16 protein-coding genes and 1 riboswitch are annotated in these 18,473 nt (G+C 48.6%); of the genes, 10 read left to right on the top strand and 6 right to left on the bottom strand.

The window, feature by feature from the left end:
- The first annotated feature begins 6 nt into the window (after nt 1-6).
- Nucleotides 7-669 (top strand): potassium channel family protein, encoded by a 663-nt coding sequence (locus tag AB4Z29_RS17130; protein ID WP_441944350.1) that lies wholly within the window; start codon nt 7-9, stop codon nt 667-669.
- A gap of 67 nt (nt 670-736) precedes the next feature.
- Here the strand turns inward: AB4Z29_RS17130 and AB4Z29_RS17125 are convergent, their stop codons facing one another.
- Nucleotides 737-1,645, bottom strand: a complete 909-nt coding sequence (locus AB4Z29_RS17125) for a LysR family transcriptional regulator (protein ID WP_441944242.1) — start codon at nt 1,643-1,645, stop codon at nt 737-739.
- A 303-nt stretch (nt 1,646-1,948) separates the two neighbouring features.
- Here AB4Z29_RS17125 and AB4Z29_RS17120 point away from each other — a divergent pair, with 303 nt between their 5' ends.
- The 3 genes from AB4Z29_RS17120 to sdhB are packed head-to-tail and all read left to right on the top strand — an operon-like array spanning nt 1,949 to nt 5,169.
- On the top strand, nt 1,949-2,620 hold the full coding sequence (locus AB4Z29_RS17120; RefSeq protein ID WP_183558862.1) for a succinate dehydrogenase cytochrome b558 subunit: 672 nt from the start codon (nt 1,949-1,951) through the stop codon (nt 2,618-2,620).
- Between the two features lie 24 nt (nt 2,621-2,644).
- A complete protein-coding gene (gene sdhA / locus AB4Z29_RS17115) occupies nt 2,645-4,402 on the top strand; it encodes a succinate dehydrogenase flavoprotein subunit (RefSeq protein WP_183558860.1) in 1,758 nt (585 codons plus the stop codon).
- Nucleotides 4,403-4,404: 2 nt separating this feature from the next.
- A complete protein-coding gene (gene sdhB / locus AB4Z29_RS17110) occupies nt 4,405-5,169 on the top strand; it encodes a succinate dehydrogenase iron-sulfur subunit (protein ID WP_183558858.1) in 765 nt (254 codons plus the stop codon).
- A gap of 356 nt (nt 5,170-5,525) precedes the next feature.
- On the opposite strand, the gene AB4Z29_RS17105 is transcribed toward sdhB, so the two are convergent.
- From AB4Z29_RS17105 to corA, 5 genes are all read right to left on the bottom strand, one after another.
- Nucleotides 5,526-5,834 (bottom strand): winged helix-turn-helix transcriptional regulator, encoded by a 309-nt coding sequence (locus AB4Z29_RS17105; protein ID WP_053371996.1) that lies wholly within the window; start codon nt 5,832-5,834, stop codon nt 5,526-5,528.
- 139 nt (nt 5,835-5,973) lie between these two features.
- The gene (locus tag AB4Z29_RS17100; RefSeq protein ID WP_441944241.1) at nt 5,974-6,822 is read right to left on the bottom strand and encodes an EamA family transporter; all 849 of its coding nucleotides are present in this window, start codon (nt 6,820-6,822) and stop codon (nt 5,974-5,976) included.
- A gap of 149 nt (nt 6,823-6,971) precedes the next feature.
- Entirely contained in the window at nt 6,972-7,784 is an 813-nt protein-coding gene (locus tag AB4Z29_RS17095) for a histidinol-phosphatase (RefSeq protein WP_441944240.1), read from the bottom strand.
- Between the two features lie 44 nt (nt 7,785-7,828).
- Nucleotides 7,829-8,731: a LysR family transcriptional regulator gene (locus tag AB4Z29_RS17090; protein WP_441944239.1), complete on the bottom strand. Its 903-nt coding sequence runs from the start codon at nt 8,729-8,731 to the stop codon at nt 7,829-7,831.
- A 144-nt stretch (nt 8,732-8,875) separates the two neighbouring features.
- Entirely contained in the window at nt 8,876-9,811 is a 936-nt protein-coding gene (gene corA / locus AB4Z29_RS17085; protein WP_183558850.1) for a magnesium/cobalt transporter CorA, read from the bottom strand.
- Between the two features lie 406 nt (nt 9,812-10,217).
- Nucleotides 10,218-10,326, top strand: a riboswitch (SAM riboswitch).
- Between the two features lie 100 nt (nt 10,327-10,426).
- Between corA and metA the strand changes: the two genes are divergently transcribed.
- From metA to thrS, 6 genes are all read left to right on the top strand, one after another.
- Entirely contained in the window at nt 10,427-11,344 is a 918-nt protein-coding gene (gene metA / locus AB4Z29_RS17080) for a homoserine O-acetyltransferase MetA (RefSeq protein WP_441944238.1), read from the top strand.
- A 29-nt stretch (nt 11,345-11,373) separates the two neighbouring features.
- Nucleotides 11,374-12,537, top strand: coding sequence for an aminotransferase class I/II-fold pyridoxal phosphate-dependent enzyme (locus AB4Z29_RS17075; protein ID WP_441944237.1), 1,164 nt, complete (start codon nt 11,374-11,376; stop codon nt 12,535-12,537).
- A 3-nt stretch (nt 12,538-12,540) separates the two neighbouring features.
- Nucleotides 12,541-13,713, top strand: a complete 1,173-nt coding sequence (locus AB4Z29_RS17070; RefSeq protein WP_441944236.1) for a trans-sulfuration enzyme family protein — start codon at nt 12,541-12,543, stop codon at nt 13,711-13,713.
- 166 nt (nt 13,714-13,879) lie between these two features.
- Nucleotides 13,880-15,016: a cyclic dehypoxanthinyl futalosine synthase gene (gene mqnC, locus AB4Z29_RS17065; protein WP_441944235.1), complete on the top strand. Its 1,137-nt coding sequence runs from the start codon at nt 13,880-13,882 to the stop codon at nt 15,014-15,016.
- A 173-nt stretch (nt 15,017-15,189) separates the two neighbouring features.
- Complete coding sequence (locus AB4Z29_RS17060) at nt 15,190-16,122, top strand: putative sporulation protein YtxC (protein ID WP_441944234.1); 933 nt, start codon at nt 15,190-15,192, stop codon at nt 16,120-16,122.
- A 413-nt stretch (nt 16,123-16,535) separates the two neighbouring features.
- The gene (gene thrS / locus AB4Z29_RS17055; protein ID WP_441944233.1) at nt 16,536-18,473 is read left to right on the top strand and encodes a threonine--tRNA ligase; all 1,938 of its coding nucleotides are present in this window, start codon (nt 16,536-16,538) and stop codon (nt 18,471-18,473) included.

The following is an 18,473-nucleotide window of genomic DNA, read 5'->3' as shown; positions in this document are numbered from 1 at the left end:
GTGGGAATGAAAAAGAAGCAATTCGTCATTATTGGTTTAGGCCGCTTTGGATCTAGTTTGGGCCGAGAGCTCATTGAATTAGGCAATGAGGTGCTCGGTATCGACAAGGATGAGGAGGCGGTTCAGGAGATGAGCAGCGAGCTGACATATGCCGTCTCGGCTGATTGCACCGACGAGGAAACGCTGCGTTCGCTCGGCGTCCGAAATTTCGATTGCGGTGTCGTTGCCATTGGCGACGACATTCAAGCCAGCATATTGACGACGATATTGCTCAAGGATTTAGGTGTGAAACAGGTTGTCGCCAAAGCGATGAGCGAGCTGCACGGACGTGTTCTGGAGAAGATCGGCGTTGACCGCGTTGTATATCCGGAGCGTGATATGGGGATTAGGGTAGCACATCAGCTTGTATCTCCGAATCTGCTCGATTATATCGAGCTCTCTAAGGAATACACGATCGCAGAGCTCGCGGTGCCTCAATGTTTGGATGGAAAGTCGCTGCATGACCTAAACCCTCGTGCCAGATTCGGCTGCAGCATCGTCGCGATCAATAAGCCGAGCGGCATCATCATTGCGCCAACGGCCACGGATGTGCTTGCGATGCGCGACGTCATGGTCATAATCGGAACGAATGAGCAAATCGAGGATTTCGAAGCGACGGTTATACGATAATCTATTGGTTACAGAGCGGAACGGATTTGGAAGCTTATAATTGGAAATGCTGAAGGACAGCGGCCTATTAAAGGCTGATGTCCTTTTTGGTAGGGAAACGGGCTGCCAGCTCATTGATCCAAAGCCGGACGGATGGACTGAGCGCTGCGGAATCCGCATGGATGAGTGAGGTTGTCCGCTTTGTATCCTCGAGCTCCCGAATGGGTACGACGACAAGGTCGTTGTCTTCAAGAAGCTGGCTTCTCATATAGGATTTCGGCAGCAGCGTTGCAGCTCGGCAGGTGTGAAGCAGACGTAGGATCGCTTCGAACGAATCGATTTCCATTCGAACATCCGGCTGGAGATGATATTTGTCGAAGAGCTCGTCTGTGAGCAGCCGGTACCAAGTACCCTTAGAGAATAGAATCATCGGCATGCCGGTCAAATCCTGTATGCCAAGCGCGCCTTTATCTGTGATCACTTGATTGCGCGGCAGGACAAGCGAGAGATGATCCTCGAACAAGGGAATGCATCGTAGAGTCGAATCCTCAATGCTTGAAGCTACGATGCCGATATCAGCCTTATGGTCACGGACAAGCGATACGATTTCATGCGTCTTGCCTGTAATCGCTTTTATGTCGATTTCAGGATGGGTAGAGGTTAGACGCTGAATGAGATCGGGAAGCGTCGTCTGCAGGGTTGTTAAGCTTGCGCCGATCGTAAGTGTAGTGTGACCCGTTGAGGTGAATTCCGATACTGTCTGCAAATATTTGCGATGCAGCTGACGCAGCTCGAGGGCGTACTCGTAGGTCATCTGACCAATACGGGTCAGCTCAAGCCGTTTGCCGATGCGGCGGAACAAGGGAGATCCGATCTCCTGCTCGAGCTTGGCGATTTTACGAGAGAGCGCAGGCTGTGAGAGATTAAGCAGCACAGAGGCTTTGTTCATGCTCGATTGCTCGACTATTACGGTAAAGACATGCATCTCTTCATTCATAGGTTGCGCTCCTTATGTCATTTTGTTATAAGAAATTATAAAAAATAAGCAATTCCATTATAAGCTGAAAAGGAGTAGGATGGGAAGTGTGGCTAATATGTGTCGACTTTTGTTGACGGGGGTACATGCTGGGGTTACAATGTAGAATGATTTGCCATGCGTAAAGGGCTGGTTGCTGCCGTGAGGCAGCGAGGCATTCCGTTTGCGCTGAAATATAAGTAATGTATAACAGGCTGTTCGATACATTCTTATATTTTAAAAAAGCATGCTAGCACTCACAGTTTTGAAAGGAGAAGGAATGACATGAAAGGAAACTCGTATTTCTCGCGCAAGCTTCACTCGCTTCTCGGGATCATTCCACTCGGCGGTTTCATCGTCGTACATGGACTGACCAACTACCAGGCGTTTGAACGCGGACCGGAAGGCTTCGACAAAGGCGTACATCTGATTAACAGCTTGCCTATTCTGCCGCTGCTCGAGATTTTCGGCATTTACCTCCCGCTATTGTTTCATGGTATTTACGGCTTGTATGTCGCTTACCAATCGAATACGAATACGGGACGCTTCAAATACGGACGGAACTGGGCATTCACAGCTCAGCGCGTTACGGGGGTCATTACTTTTGTATTCGTTTTCTGGCATGTATACCAGACGCGGATGCAAGTATACTTCGGCAACATCACGCATGAGGAGCTTGGCTCAACGATGAATCATATCGCGAGCAGCCCTACTTATTTCGTGCTATACGTTATCGGCGTACTGGCTGCCGTATTCCATTTCAGCAACGGTCTATGGGCATTCCTGATCAGCTGGGGCATTACGATCGGCCCGAAAGCACAGCGTATTTCTTCTTATATTTGCATGGGCGTATTTGTTATCGTAGCAGCGCTGTTTATCCTTTCGCTTGTCGCATTCAGAGGCGATGAATTCGCGGAAGCAGCTAGTGCGGCTTTGGCACTTACGAATATTGGTTAGTTTGTAGACAAGGAGCGAAGCGTTATGGCTAAAAATAAAATTATTATCATTGGCGGCGGACTAGCTGGCTTAATGGCTACCATTAAAGCGGCTGAAGCCGGCGTGCACGTTGATCTGTTCTCCATTGTGCCGGTCAAACGTTCCCACTCGGTATGCGCGCAAGGCGGCATCAACGGCGCCGTTAACACAAAAGGTGAAGGCGATTCTCCTTGGGAGCATTTCGACGATACGGTTTATGGCGGGGACTTTCTTGCGAACCAGCCTCCGGTTAAAGCAATGTGCGATGCGGCACCTGGCATTATCCATCTGATGGACCGGATGGGCGTTATGTTCAGCCGTACTTCAGAGGGCTTGCTGGACTTCCGTCGCTTCGGCGGCACGAAGCATTCCCGTACGGCATTCGCTGGCGCAACAACTGGACAGCAGCTTCTATATGCACTGGATGAGCAAGTACGCCGGTGGGAAGCAGCAGGGCTTGTGAATAAATACGAGCACTGGGAATTCCTTGGCGCAGTAGTAGATGACGATGGCGTATGCCGCGGCGTATCGGCGCAGGATTTGCGCTCGATGGAAGTACACACGGTTCGTGCGGATGCGGTTATTCTTGCATCAGGCGGCCCTGGCATTATTTTCGGAAAAACAACGAACTCGGTTATTAATACAGGTACTGCTGCGAGCGCGGTTTATCAGCAGGGCGTTAACTACGCGAACGGCGAATTCATTCAAATTCACCCTACGGCTATTCCAGGCGACGACAAGCTGCGCTTGATGTCGGAATCGGCACGCGGCGAAGGCGGACGGATCTGGACTTACAAAGACGGCAAGCCTTGGTACTTCCTTGAGGAGAAATATCCGGCTTACGGAAATCTCGTGCCTCGTGACATCGCAACGCGTGAAATATTCAGCGTCTGCGTCGATCAGAAGCTGGGCATCAACCAAGAGAACATGGTTTACCTTGATCTCTCCCATAAGGATCCGAAGGAGCTTGACGTTAAGCTCGGCGGTATCATTGAGATTTACGAGAAATTCATGGGTGATGATCCGCGCAAAATCCCGATGAAGATCTTCCCAGCGGTTCACTATTCGATGGGCGGCATGTGGGTTGATTACAATCAAATGACGAACATTCCCGGCTTGTTCGCGGCAGGCGAATGCGAGTATCAATACCATGGCGCGAACCGTCTCGGCGCAAACTCGCTTCTTTCCGCGATTTACGGCGGTATGGTTGCAGGACCGAAGGCAGTGGAATACATCAAAGGCTTGAAGAAATCGGCCGAGGATGTTGCTTCCTCCGTGTTCGATCGTGAAAACAAACGCCAAACGGATAAATACAACAGCATTATTAATATGAACGGCAATGAGAATGCATATGTCATTCACAAAGAGCTTGGCGAATGGATGACGAACAATATGACCGTTGTTCGCTTTAACGATAAGCTGGAGCAAACGATCCACAAGATCAAAGAGCTGAAGCAGCGTTATGCCAAAATCAACATCAACGACACGGCGCAATGGAACAACGCAGGCGTGGCATTTACCCGCCAGCTGTGGAACATGCTTGAGCTGTCGGAAGCGATGACGCTTGGCGGATTGCTGCGCAACGAGAGCCGCGGAGCTCACTACAAGCCAGACTTCCCAGAACGTGACGACGATCATTTCATGAAATCGACGATTGCGAAGTGGACGAAGGAAGGTCCGCAAATCTCATACGAGGATATCGACGTAAGCTTGATCAAGCCTCGTAAACGCGATTACTCGAGCGACAAGAAGAAAGGAGAATAATGATGGCTGAAACGACTGTAGCTACAAAAACGGTTAAGTTTATCATCACGCGCCAAGATACTCCTGATTCCAAGCCCTACACGGAAGAGTTTGAAATTCCTTACCGCGCAAACATGAACGTCATTAGCGGCTTGATGGAAATTCAGCGTAACCCGAAAAAGTCCGATGGTGCCAGTACAGCCCCTGTATGTTGGGACTCCAACTGCTTGGAGGAAGTGTGCGGAGCATGCTCCATGGTTATCAACGGCAAGCCGAGACAAGCATGCAGCGCTCTGATCGACCAATTGGAACAGCCGGTTCGGCTAGCTCCAATGAGCACATTCCCGGTTGTCCGCGACCTCGTTATTAATCGTGAGCGTATGTTTGGCGCCTTGAAACGCGTTAAGGCATGGATTCCGATTGACGGCACCTATGATCTAGGTCCAGGGCCTCGGATGGCTGAAACGAAGCGTCAATGGGCGTACGAGCTGTCCAAGTGCATGACCTGCGGTGTTTGCCTCGAGGCTTGCCCGAACGTTAATGACCGGAATAGCTTCGTTGGTCCAGCAGCTATTTCGCAGGTTCGTTTATTCAACGCTCATCCAACGGGTGAGATGAATAAAGAGGAGCGTCTGGATGCGTTGATGTCCGATGGCGGCATCGAAGGCTGCGGCAACTCTCAAAACTGTGTTCGCGCATGTCCGAAGGGCATTCCGCTCACTACTTCCATCGCTGCAATCAACAAGGACACAACCAAACATCTTTTCAAAAAATGGCTTGGCATGTAAGTCGTTTGCTATAACGAAACCCTCGGATATAGGGGGTTTCTTTTTTTTTGTTTATATGATATTGATTATTATTATCAATGATAGTGGATCGAGATTCCTTTGTCAATTGTGTTAAGCAAGGGAGACGATAAAATAAAAAAAACCGCCTCAGCGGTTTCTTGGACGTATAGGAAACGATATGAGCTTGCTCAACCTCTCTCTATACGTTTCGCCGTAACGATGGCGTCTATTGAAAGGTCGCTGTCAGGCGTTGCTTCCTACACTATAGGAAAGTATCTTTGGGCTATACATTCTCTATATTTCTCGAAATGAAACGCGCCGCGCCGCCAAGGACGGCGATAGCCGTTTCACCTTGCTTACATCCATTGTTCTCCCCATTTTTGAATGGACTCAATGACGGGCTCAAGCTCACGGCCTTTGCCAGTAAGTTCGTACTCGATGCGTACGGGCATCTCAGGATAAACCTGACGTTTAATAATCGTAATTGTCTCTAGCTCTTTCATCCGGTCCGTTAGCATTTTGTCGCTCATCTCGGGAATTTGTTCTTTGATCTCTTTGAACCGTTTCGGTCCGCCAAGCAATACCCGAATAATTCTGCCTGTCCATTTCTTACCTAATATGTCGGCTGCGGCTTCATACTTTGGGCACATTGTCGAATAATCCAACCGTATCACCCCGCTTTTTGTAATACTATTGTAGCATATCAACAAACTAAAAGTAAGTTCATTTGAGTGGGAATAGGTGTTATTTCAAAAATATATATTTACTATATAAAAGTTAGACGATATAAAGCAAAAAATCGCTTTAAAGCCGTATAACGACCAATCCGAGTATGGTAAAAGCAAAAGCGGCCCATTGCACAATCGTGAGCTTTTCTTTGTAGACGATAATGGCACCAGCGGCCACGACAAGACTATTGGTTGCGAAGATTGGCGCTGCGAGATTGGCTTGGCCCGTTGCAAGAGCTGCTGCATATAGCTGTAGGCCGCCGTATGAAAACAAACCGGCTATGATGCCGAGCCAGAGCCCCGTGCGAGCGGCAGTACGGGAGGCTGTCGCTTTTTCTGTCGGTATGAGAAACCAGCAAAGCGATAGCGCATATGCAATGAATAACAGAGGCGCGCTCGGAAGCCCAAGCTCGTCCGTTACCTTAAGACCGCCATTGCGAATGGCGAACATGAGGATAGCGGTTCCAACGAGAAGGAACCAGCGTCTCTCTTTGATCGTGAGCGGTTCTTTCCGTTTATGGGCGATAAATACGACCGCGAGCAGAAGAAATACAATCCCAATCGATTCTGTGGCGCTTAGCGGTTCTTGGTACCACCAGGTTGCTACAGCAATGACGATGATGATATTCATATTCGTAAGCGGCGACGTTAAGCTTGCTGGACCGTAATGCAGCGCCTTCATAAATAGCGCGTTGCCCCAAGCGGACCCGGCTCCAATAATGACGCCGGCTATCCATACTTGCGGATTGGCAAGCCAGCCCCATGTTCCCTCAAGCGCCGCGTGTACGCCAAAGCCGGCTGTTCCGGATGCGTAAAGTCCAAGAAGCAGTGTCCTTGTGCTTCCGCCGCGCATTTGCGATACCTTCATCCACCAGCCTGCCAGTCCGAAAAGAATTGCGCTGCTGATGGCCGTAATGAGCCACATGGATGTCCAACCCCTCAAATTTGTTACACAAATGAAATAGTTCTGTTATCGTCTCATTACATTAGTGGGCTATTATAATAAACAAGACCCCCTTTTTTAATATATCCTTTGGGACCTGCATCGTGCAGGTCCACTTTTTTTGTCTTCTTCTATGCGATCGGCACGATGATCTGCTGACGTTTGCGGTAATAAACCCATTGCTTAAAGCCGATTTCTTTTAATTTCTGCTGAACAAGCTCCCATTCGTCACCGACCCTGCTCGGAACGTGGGCATCCGAGCCGAAGGTAACGTTTACGCCAAAGTGGAGCGCCCGCTCAAGGATTGCATCCGATGGGTACCAGCCGCCTACGTATTTCGTACTGCCGGACGTGTTGATTTCGATGGATACTCCGCACTCCGCAATCGTCTTCAGTGTTTCATCAATTTCAGCGGTTGCCGGTATATCGGAGAACGATGGATAATACCCCTTCATGGCATCGATATGGCCGAGAATATCGAACATGCCGCTTCGCGCGGACTGCTTGATCAGATCGTAATAGCTTCGTTTCACAGCGATATGCTGTTTTTCATCCAAGCCTTTCCAACGGTTTCTGTTGAAAATGCTGACATCGCCAACCTGATGAACGGAGCCGATTAAATAATCGAAGGGCACGCCCTCGTAAGCTTTTTTGTAGCTCTCTATGTGCTGAGGGAAGAAATCGGATTCCATGCCCAGCAAAACCTCGATTTTACCTGCGTATTTCTCCTTTAAACGAAGCACCTCTTCAACGTAATTCGCGAAATCGCTTCTAGCCATCGCAATGCCAGGAGAAGGCTGGTCTTTCTCATGATAAAAGTAAGGGGAATGGTCTGAGATGCCAATAACGTGAAGCCCTGCGTCAAGTCCGGCAACAATATAGTCCTCAATATTTCCGTCTGCGTGCCCGCATCTGACATGGTGAGTATGTAAATCGAATTTCATTGTGTTCTCTCCTTATTGAGCTTTTTTAAGGTTAACAATCTTAACTATTCGCTGCTGATGAAATGATGCTCAGGCATCCCTTTCAAATCGCTGAGAAACTGCTGCATCGCCGTATTAATATAGCGTCCCGACTTGTAAACGACGCCTACCGGATGACTCATATCGAGCTCGTTTAATTTAATCATTTTCAACGATCCAAGCCGCAGCTCATTGGCAATAGACAGCTTGGATACGACAGCTGCGCCTAAATTGATCTCAACCATCCGCTTTACTTCTTCGCTGCTCGAAACCTCCATGACAACATTCGGTTGAACATTGTGTTTTCTGAAAATTTGATCGATGAATTTGCGTCCGAGCGTGTCCGGTGCAAGCATGATCATGGGAATGTCTTTAAGCGAATCAACGGTCGTATGAACAAGGCGGCTCATCGGATGCGCGGGTGAAACGACAAGCTCAAACGTATCATAATATAAGACGGAGGAGGTCACGTTCGGATTTTTTTCGGTTAGGTATGTAATGCCGATATCAACGGAGCCGTTCTCGACGCTCGTCATCACTTGGGACGAGGGCATGGAATGTATGGTTGTTTTGATTTGAGGGAATTGATTCTGGAAATAAGATAAGACGCGTGGCAATATCTGAATCGCGATAGATGATGTCGTGCCGAGCAGAATATGTCCTTGCGGTGTAAGATTCAAATCGGAAAGCTTTTGCTTCAGCTCTTCTACGATCATTAGAACTTGTTCGGCATGCTCGAGAAAAACTCGTCCGTGATCCGTCAAAGTGACGGGCTGGTTACGATCGATGAGGACCGTTTTGAATTCATCTTCCAAGCTCTTTATTTGTGCCGAAACGGCAGGCTGTGTCAGATTAAGGAGTTCTCCGGCTTTCCGGAAGCTCATTGTTTTGGATATCGTCAGGAGTGTTTCAAGCTGGCTAATATTCACGTCAATCCCCCTTTCAAAGGTGCGAAATGGTCTTTAGCTATTATAATGGAAAGAAGGAACAACAGCAAAAAACGGGATGCCCCGCCTGAGGCATCATAGCCTGAGCGGACGCATCCCTTTTGGGTATAGCGAATAAATTTCTTCTTAGAGCCATTCCTTCTTGCGGAAGATAAAGAACATGCTGATTCCGAGCACCAGCATAATGCCGAGCAGAATGTATGAGCCTAGCCTGAGATGAAGTCCAGGTATAAAGTCGAAATTCATCCCATATATGCCGGTAATAAAGGTAAGCGGCATGAATATCGTCGTTATTGCGGTAAAAACGCGCATAATTTCATTGGCGCGGTTGGATACGCTGGATTGGTAGGCTTCTCGTAAGTTGCCCATTAGATCGCGGTACGTATCGAAGGATTCGGCTATTTTCAGCGCATTCTCGTAAATATCGCTGAAGTATTTCTGCAGCTGGTCATCAATAAGCTTTAAATCCTTCTTATTCAGTGTAGCGATCACGTCGCGCTGCGGACCGAGTACCTTCTTCAGCCATAGAATTTCTCCGCGCAAGCCGATGATTTCGTTCAGATGCGACTTCTTGGTATGCATTAATATATCTTCTTCAAGCGCTTCGATTCGATTATCGATTCGATCGCCTACAAGGAAATAATTATCGACGACGATGTCGACGAGGTGATAGAGGAAATAGTCTGGACGGCTTACTTCTTGCTCCCACAGCACAGGCTTCAAAGAGCGCAGCTCGTTAATTTTTTGTTTGGTAACGGTTATAATAAAATGGCGGCCTAGAAAAATATTCAGCGCCCTTAGGAAGATTTCTTCGTCATCGAACCTAATGCTGTTTATGACAATAAAGTAATGGCTTTCGTAAATTTCGATCTTAGGGCGCTGCTCCTCCTCGCTGAGACAATCCTCAACTGCTAGATCATGCATGCTGAACAGCGGCTGCAGGACAGCAAGATCCTCCACATCAGCGTCAATCCAGTAAAAACCTTCCTTGGAGGGAATCAAAGTTTCATTAATATCATCGATGGTCGTAAAAATGCCATTGCTAACGAGACGTATTTTCATCCGGCGTTCTCCTTTCTTTCTTTAGAGGAAACTGCCGGCTGAAATAGACATGGCCGGCAGTAACCGTATTCGTTCGATTTCGGGCTTAGGTCTGTCGCCTTCCATGTCCGTTTGCACCCCTTTATGAATGGAATAAATAATCGTAACGGATTTTTCTTGCCATTAGCTGTAACAGCTCGTATTATCAAGAAATATAAGAACTGCATCAAGGTTTGGAAAACGCATAATTCCTTATAATTCGAAATAATTCTTGTCTAGTATACTCCCGCACCAGCTTTACATTCAAGCATAAAAACGGCGGAATCCAGCCAATTTGTATCGAATCGCAAATGAGCTTCTTGACTCAAATGGCGGAATGCATTAAAGTGATAGTGAAATGTAACCGCGGAAAATTGAATAGACTACTTTCTTATCAAGAGCAGGCGGAGGGACTAGCCCGATGAAGCCCGGCAACCGGCGTTAACACGCACGGTGCTAATTCTTGCGGAAGCATTTATGTTTCTGAGAGATGAGAGAGGCGGATGGCTTATTTACTGAGCATACGACCTTTTCTCACAGCAGAAAGGGTCTTTTTCATGTTCAAGCGGCCAAACTGCCCTTAGAGGAGTGAAACCTATGCCAATCAAAGTTCCAGACAACTTACCGGCCAAAGAAATTCTTAGCAACGAGAACATTTTCGTGATGGATGAGAGCATCGCCTATCAGCAGGACATCAGACCGCTACGCATTGCAATTCTTAATTTAATGCCGACAAAAGAAACGACTGAAACGCAGCTGCTGAGGCTCGTTGGCAATACGCCGCTGCAGGTAGAGGTCGTGCTGCTGCATCCGAGAACGCATACCTCGAAGAATACGTCAGCCGAGCATTTGGAGTCTTTCTACAAAACGTTCGATGAGATTTCGCATGAGTATTATGACGGACTTATCATAACGGGTGCCCCGGTAGAGCAAATGCCTTTCGAGGAAGTGAACTATTGGGAAGAGCTGCAAGAAATTATGGATTGGAGCGCAAGGCGCGTTACATCAACCTTCCATATTTGTTGGGGTGCGCAAGCAGGTCTTTACCACCACTATAATGTACCGAAATATAATCTTGACAACAAAATATTTGGCGTCTACCCGCATGTTGTGGAAAAACGGAATGTAAACCTGCTTCGCGGTTTTGACGAAATGTTTTTTGTACCGCAGTCGCGCCATACGGAGTTTCGCCGTGAGGATATCGAGCCGATTGAAGCTTTGGACATCTTGTCAGGTTCCTCCGATTCCGGTATTTATATTGTTGCATCAAAGGATGGCAAGCAGATTTTCGTAACCGGTCATTCCGAGTATGATCCAACTTCGCTCAAGTTTGAATATGACCGCGATAAAGCGAAGGGATTGCACATCGATGTGCCGAAAAACTATTTCCCGGGCGATAATCCAGATAACATGCCTTTATCAACATGGCGTTCGCATGCGAATTTGTTATTCTCTAATTGGCTTAATTACTATGTATATCAGCAAACACCGTTTGATTTGGGTGGAGGCATTTAATTATATAACTAAGGGAGAGCTGCATAACCATGAAGATCGAGAGTCATTTAGCCCAGATTGGATCCATTAAAGAACCCGTTACGGGAGCGATTAGTTTTCCCGTCTATCAAGCGACCGCATTCCGTCATCCAAAGCTCGGACAAAGCACCGGCTTTGATTATGCGCGTACAAAGAGCCCGACAAGAGCGGTGCTTGAAGAAGCAGCGGCGCAATTAGAGGCTGGAGACGCAGCTTTTGCCTGTAGCTCGGGCATGGCTGCCCTGCAAACGATATTCGCCTTATTCAGCCAAGGTGACCATCTGATCGTTTCTCTCGATCTATATGGCGGCACATATCGCCTGCTGGAGCGGATTATGTCCAGATTCGGAGTCACGGCCTCCTATGTGGATACGAATGATATAGATGCCATGGCAGCCTTGTGGACGCCAAGCACGAAAGCGGTACTTATTGAAACGCCTACAAATCCGCTGATGATGATTACGGATATTGAGCGTGTAGCCGCATGGGCGAAGGCGAAGGGGTTGCTGACGATCGTGGACAACACGCTCCTTACCCCATTCTTTCAACGTCCGATCGAGCTGGGAGCCGACATCATCATTCATAGCGCAACCAAATATTTAGGCGGCCACAATGATGTGCTTGCCGGTCTAATCGTTACCAAAGGCAAGGAGCTTTCTGATGAGATGGCTTTCCTGCACAACTCAATCGGTGCCGTGCTCGGTCCCCAGGATTCATGGCTGCTAATGAGAGGCATGAAGACGTTGGCGCTGCGCATGGAACGCCATCAGCATAATGCGACGACCATTGCTAATTACTTGCTTGAGCACCCGGCTGTCGAGGATGTTTATTATCCGGCACTGCCTCATCATCCTGGCCATGATATTCAGAACAAACAATCCTCGGGCAATACGGGAATTTTCTCATTCCGTCTAAAGGATGCCAGATATATCGAGCCCATTCTACGCCATATCAAGCTTATCGCATTTGCGGAAAGCCTCGGCGGCGTAGAGTCATTAATGACGTATCCGGCTGTACAGACACATGCCGATATTCCGCTTGAAATTCGTCAAGCCATTGGCGTGGATGATCGTCTGCTTCGTTTCTCTGTCGGCATCGAGCATGCGGATGATTTGATTGCGGATCTTGCGCAAGCGCTGGCTGCCGCGAAAAGTGAAATCGAGGAGGTTCAATAGCAGATGAGTACTGACAATCATAAAAAAAACGCCCGCGATCGGCGTTTTGCAACGAAGCTGATTCATTTCGGCGCCGAAATCGACGAGCAGACCGGTGCTTCGAGCGTGCCGATTTTTCAGGCATCAACGTTTCATCACCATGATATTTTCAATCCGCCGCAATATGATTACAGCCGCTCTGGCAATCCGACGCGGCAAGCGCTTGAAGATTACATCGCGCTGCTTGAAGGCGGGGCAAGGGGCTTCGCTTTCGCATCAGGCATGGCTGCGATTTCAACGACCTTTCTGCTGTTGTCCGCAGGTGAACACGTAATCGTAACGGAAGACGTATATGGCGGAACCTATCGCTTGCTTACTTCCATACTAGACCGTCTGGGCATTGAATCGACCTTTGTGGATATGACAGACTTCGAAGCGGTTAAAGCTGCGCTCAAATCGAATACGAAAGCGGTATTCATGGAGACGCCTTCCAATCCGACGCTCAAAATTACAAATATCGCTCAAACGACGGTATGGGCAAAAGAGCATGGGCTGCTTACGATGCTCGACAATACCTTCATGACGCCTTATCACCAGCGCCCAATCGAGCTGGGTGTAGATATCGTGCTGCATAGCGCGACTAAGTTTCTAAGCGGGCATAGCGACGTGCTTGCTGGACTTGCGGTAACGGCTGACGAGGCGCTGGGCAAACGTCTCAAGCAGCTCCAGAATGGCATGGGCACTGTCCTAAGCGCGCAAGAGTCATGGCTTCTGATGCGCGGCATGAAGACGCTGCAGATGCGTATGGAAAGCAGTGAGCGCAGTGCACGCAGGCTGGCGGAATGGTTGTCTGAGCACAGTGAGGTAACCGCGGTTTATTATCCAGGCCTGCCCAACCATCCAGGCAGAGAAATTCATGAGAAGCAATCGCTTGGCTATGGCGCGGTTGTGTCATTCGATGTAGGCAGCGGGGAGCGGGCTAAAGCGCTGCTAAGCAAGGTTCAGATTCCGCTTGTAGCTGTCAGCCTCGGTGCGGTCGAGAGCATCCTGTCTTATCCCGCGATGATGTCGCATGCAGCAATGCCGAAAGAGGTTCGGCATGCACGCGGAATTACAGACGGCTTGGTACGGTATTCGGTTGGCCTTGAAGATATTGAGGATCTAATTGAGGATTTGGATAATGCGCTTCGCCCTTAAAAGGGACGAAATGAAAGAAAAGCACGGATGTTCTTGCGAACATGCCGTGTTTTTCCTTATTTCAAGGCGAGAGGGCATCATATGGAAAGTGACTTCGGACCACGGTTTGTGTTAGGATTAAGGAATCGATTGTTTACCTAGAATGGGAATAAGGAGGTCTTGCGGAATGGGAACGTTAGACCATATTTTGGATAAAGCATTGCGCGGCGAGCGAATTGCGCTCGAAGAAGGCATGGAGCTGCTAGCTTCAGATCAAATAGAGAAAATGGGGCATGTGGCGAATCAGATTATGCTGAAGCATCACCCCGAGCCAATTACGACCTTCGTCGTTGGCCGAAATGTCAATTATACGAATGTTTGCGATGTTTATTGTCGCTTCTGCGCTTTTTACCGTGCGCCAGGGTCGAAGGAAGGATATGTCCTGCCTGACGAGACGATACTTAGTAAAATCCAAGAAACAATTAACGTCGGCGGTACGGAAATATTGATGCAGGGCGGAACAAACCCTAACCTGCCGTTTACCTATTACTTGGATCTGCTTCGTAAGATCAAGCAGCATTTCCCTCATATTACGATGCATTCCTTCTCTCCAGCGGAAATCCAGAAGATGAAGGTAGTCTCCGATGGCCTTTCTCTGGATGAAGTGATCAGACAGCTGCATGAAGCCGGTCTGGATTCCTTGCCGGGGGGCGGAGCAGAAATTTTGGATGACCGCACCCGTCGCAAGATTAGCCGGATGAAGGGCTCATGGACCGATTGGATGGACGTCATGAAGTCTGCTCACCGCCATGGCATGAACACGACAGCAACGATGGTATATGGATTGGGCGAGACGGTTGAAGAGCGTGCGCTGCATATGCTCCGTATCCGTGACGCACAGGATGAATGCATAGCGAACAAATATGATTCGACCGGCTTCCTCGCTTTTATTTCATGGCCTTTCCAGCCGGATAATACGAACCTGAAGCTCGAGAAAGCGAAGCCGGAGGAGTATCTCCGAATCGTTGCGGCTAGCCGGATCATGCTCGACAACATTCCGAATTTCCAATCTTCATGGGTAACGATGGGACCTGAGATGGGCAAGCTTTCGCTGTCATACGGCTGTAATGATTTCGGCAGCACGATGATTGAGGAAAATGTCGTTTCGGCCGCGGGAACGACTCATAAAGTAAATATTGAACTTATTCTTGAGCTCATTCGCGAGGTTGGCAAAATTCCTGCTCAGCGGGATACGAAATATAATATTTTGAAAATATACAATGAAGCCGACAAGGCTGACCTGGATTTCGTGATGCAAAACTAAGTCTGCTATCAGCCAATATGTATTGAATAGACGTTTGCGCAGCTTTCCACCTCCAGCGGGAGGAATGCTGCTCAGACGTCTTTTTGTATATACGCCTCTTTTATTCCAATGTCTTCATCGTATATCCCCGTGCGCGGCACCATATACTGATAAGGAAGGAAAGGGGTGAGCTTATGGAGCTATTCACGGTAACATTGCCTGCAAGTCTCCAAAAGTCAGTGAGCAAGCTGAAGGAATTGTTGACGGAACAAGCGCTAGCCGATTTACATAGCGATTCAAACCTGGAGCAGCCAGCGTTCATCGCGTATGAACAAACCTCGGAGCTGGCCATAAGCTGCGAAGCGCTGCTTCCGCATTTCCAGCTGAAAGTTCACGGTCAAGCCGTCTATCATGCGGCCGCTTCCGCAATTGCAGAATTTGTTGTCAGTGAAATGGAGCCTTCCATGCTGGCTGCTATTATACGAAAGAAATACCGCAACAACAGTGCTGCTGATTCAGCAGCAATTGAGAAATATTGTCATGATTTGCTGCATGGCAAAGAATGGGATGGGCTAGGCACCAAGTTTCTTGATGCTGACCGGCTCAGACGGAAAAACAAGGTAGCCGTAGAAGCGGAGCTGTTTTTGCAGGAGCATACAGTGCTTAACGTAAAGGGATTTACAACCTTCAGGCTAAATCCATACCGCAAGGAATTGGCGGAAGTGGTCGAATATGCGTTGGATGAATATGTATTAGATAAACAATATCAGGAGTTTATATCCTTGTTGAAATATTTTGTTTTTCTGCAGGATACGAAGCTTCCGATGGTTCATTTGCTGCATAAAGGCGGCCATGATTTCATGCTGTATGATGACGCTTTTCAACCGCTTGATCCTAACCCGCCGTCGGATCGTATCGTAGCGGAAATGCTCGAAACGGAGATGAACATCGAGGATATGGTTATTAGCTCGCTCATAGCCGTATCACCCAAACATATTACGATTCATACCAGGCAGCCGGATATGCAGGTAATCCGTACGATCGAAACGATTTTTGACCAGCGCGTTACCGTCTGTGTTCAGTGCGTTTCGTGCAGCAGCAGCTTGGATGAGCTCGTTCAGCCGTGACAATAGCCTTGACCAATTTAACAAGCCGGGCTATAATAATTTTCATATGAGATCTAATCAGCAATGACAAAGACATGCTTCTGCTTACGATGTTAGGCCTAGAGAGAGGAAACTTGGCTGCAATTTCCTTCCATAATGTCCGCAGATGTACCCCTTTGAAGCTGTATGGCGGAACCTGTAGCAATCTTTGATGAAGATGCTGTGGCACTATGCTGTACCGGATATCCCCGTTATCGGATATTACGAGGACTGCAATGCAGCATGGAGTAGCGCTTGCGCAGTCGAAGTAGGGTGGAACCACGAGTAAACAAGCACTCGTCCCTTTTTGGGATGCGTGCTTTTTTTGTGCTCATTTTTGCTTGTGGATAATGAAGCATCGATTCGTTTGCTAACTAATTGGAGGATGAAAAACAATGGCTATTCATATCACATTGCCAGACGGCGCAGTAAGAGAATACGAGGTCGGAACTACCATTGAGGAAGTGGCGGGCTCCATTAGTCCAGGACTTCGTAAAAATGCAATTGCAGGAAAAATCGACGGCAAAGTGGTCGACGTATACACGCCAATTGAAGCCGACGCTGCAATTGAAATCGTAACGGTTGATTCCGCTGACGGACTCGAAGTATACCGCCATAGTACAGCGCATTTGCTCGCGCAGGCGATTAAGCGCATATATGGCAATAAAAACGTTAAGCTCGGCATAGGTCCAGTCATTGAGGATGGTTTCTATTACGATATTGATATGGAGCAGTCGCTCACTCCCGAGGATCTCGTGAAAATCGAGAAGGAAATGGACAAAATCATTCAGCAGAACCTTGATATTCGCCGCAGAGTCGTAAGCAGGGACGAGGCGCTTGCGATCTTTACGGAGCTGGACGACAACCTGAAGCTGGAGCTTATCCGCGATCTTCCTGTTGACTCGGTTATTACCATGTACGACCAAGGTGAGTTTTTCGATCTTTGCCGCGGACCTCATTTGCCTTCTACAGGACGTATCAAAGCGTTCAAGCTGCTGAGCGTGGCAGGCGCCTATTGGCGCGGAGATTCCAAAAACAAAATGCTGCAGCGGATTTACGGAACCGCATTTCCGAAAAAAGCGCAGCTGGACGAGCATCTTCATTTCCTTGAGGAAGCAAAGAAGCGCGATCATCGCAAGCTGGGGCGCGAGCTCAAAATGTTCACCTTCTCTCGCGAGGTCGGCCAAGGCTTGCCGCTATGGCTGCCAAACGGCGCGAAGCTTCGCAGGACGATGGAGCGCTATATCGTAGACCTTGAAGAGAGATTAGGCTATGAGCATGTGTACACACCGGTGCTTGCGAACGTGGAGCTGTACAAAACTTCCGGGCACTGGGAGCATTACAGCGAGGATATGTTCCCCAAAATGATTATGGACAACGAGGAGCTCGTTCTCCGTCCGATGAACTGTCCTCACCATATGATGGTGTTCAAAAGCGATATGCGCAGCTATCGTGACCTGCCCGTCAGGATTGCCGAGCTTGGAACGATGCACCGCTATGAGATGTCGGGTGCGCTGACAGGCTTGCACCGCGTACGTGCGATGACGCTTAACGATGCGCACATCTTCTGCCGTCCGGATCAAATTAAAGAAGAATTCGCACGCGTCGTCAACCTGATCCGCAAGGTGTATGAGGACTTCGGCATCAAGGAATACCGTTTCCGTCTATCTTATCGCGATCCAAAGGACACGGAAAAATATTTCCAAAACGATGAGATGTGGGAAATGTCTCAGCGCATGCTTCGAGAGGTTGTCGAGGAGCTGGAGCTTCCATTCTTCGAGGCAGAAGGAGAAGCTGCGTTCTATGGTCCTAAGCTTGATGTGCAAATCAAAACAGCGCTTGGGAAAGAAGAGACATTGTCGACAGCTCAGCTGGATTTCCTGCTTCCAGAACGCTTCGAGCTTGAGTATGTTGGCGAGGATGGCAAGAAGCACCGGCCGGTCGTCATTCACCGCGGCATCATCAGCACCATGGAGCGTATGACAGCTTTCTTGCTGGAGAACTTCGCGGGCGCGCTGCCGCTATGGCTTTCCCCTGTTCAAGCTAAGGTTATTCCGGTATCTACAGCCTATGAAGGCTACGCCCGCAAAGTTGCGGAGCAGCTTCAGGAAAATGGCATTCGTGTCGAGAGCGATCTCCGCAATGAGAAGCTCGGCTACAAAATTCGCGAAGCTCAGCTGGAGAAGGCGCCATACATGCTGGTCGTAGGCGAGAATGAAATGCAAGCGGAAGCGGTATCCGTGCGCAAACGAGGCGAGGGCGACTTGGGAGCAATCCCAGTCACTGAGCTGATTACACAGCTGCAGAAGCAAATCGCAGACAAGGAACAATAA

This window comes from Paenibacillus sp. 2TAB23 (genome assembly GCF_052115165.1).
In the GTDB taxonomy this organism is placed as follows: Bacteria; Bacillota; Bacilli; order Paenibacillales; family Paenibacillaceae; genus Pristimantibacillus.
Note: the sequence above shows the minus strand (reverse complement) of the source record. Positions and strands in the feature narration are given on the sequence as shown.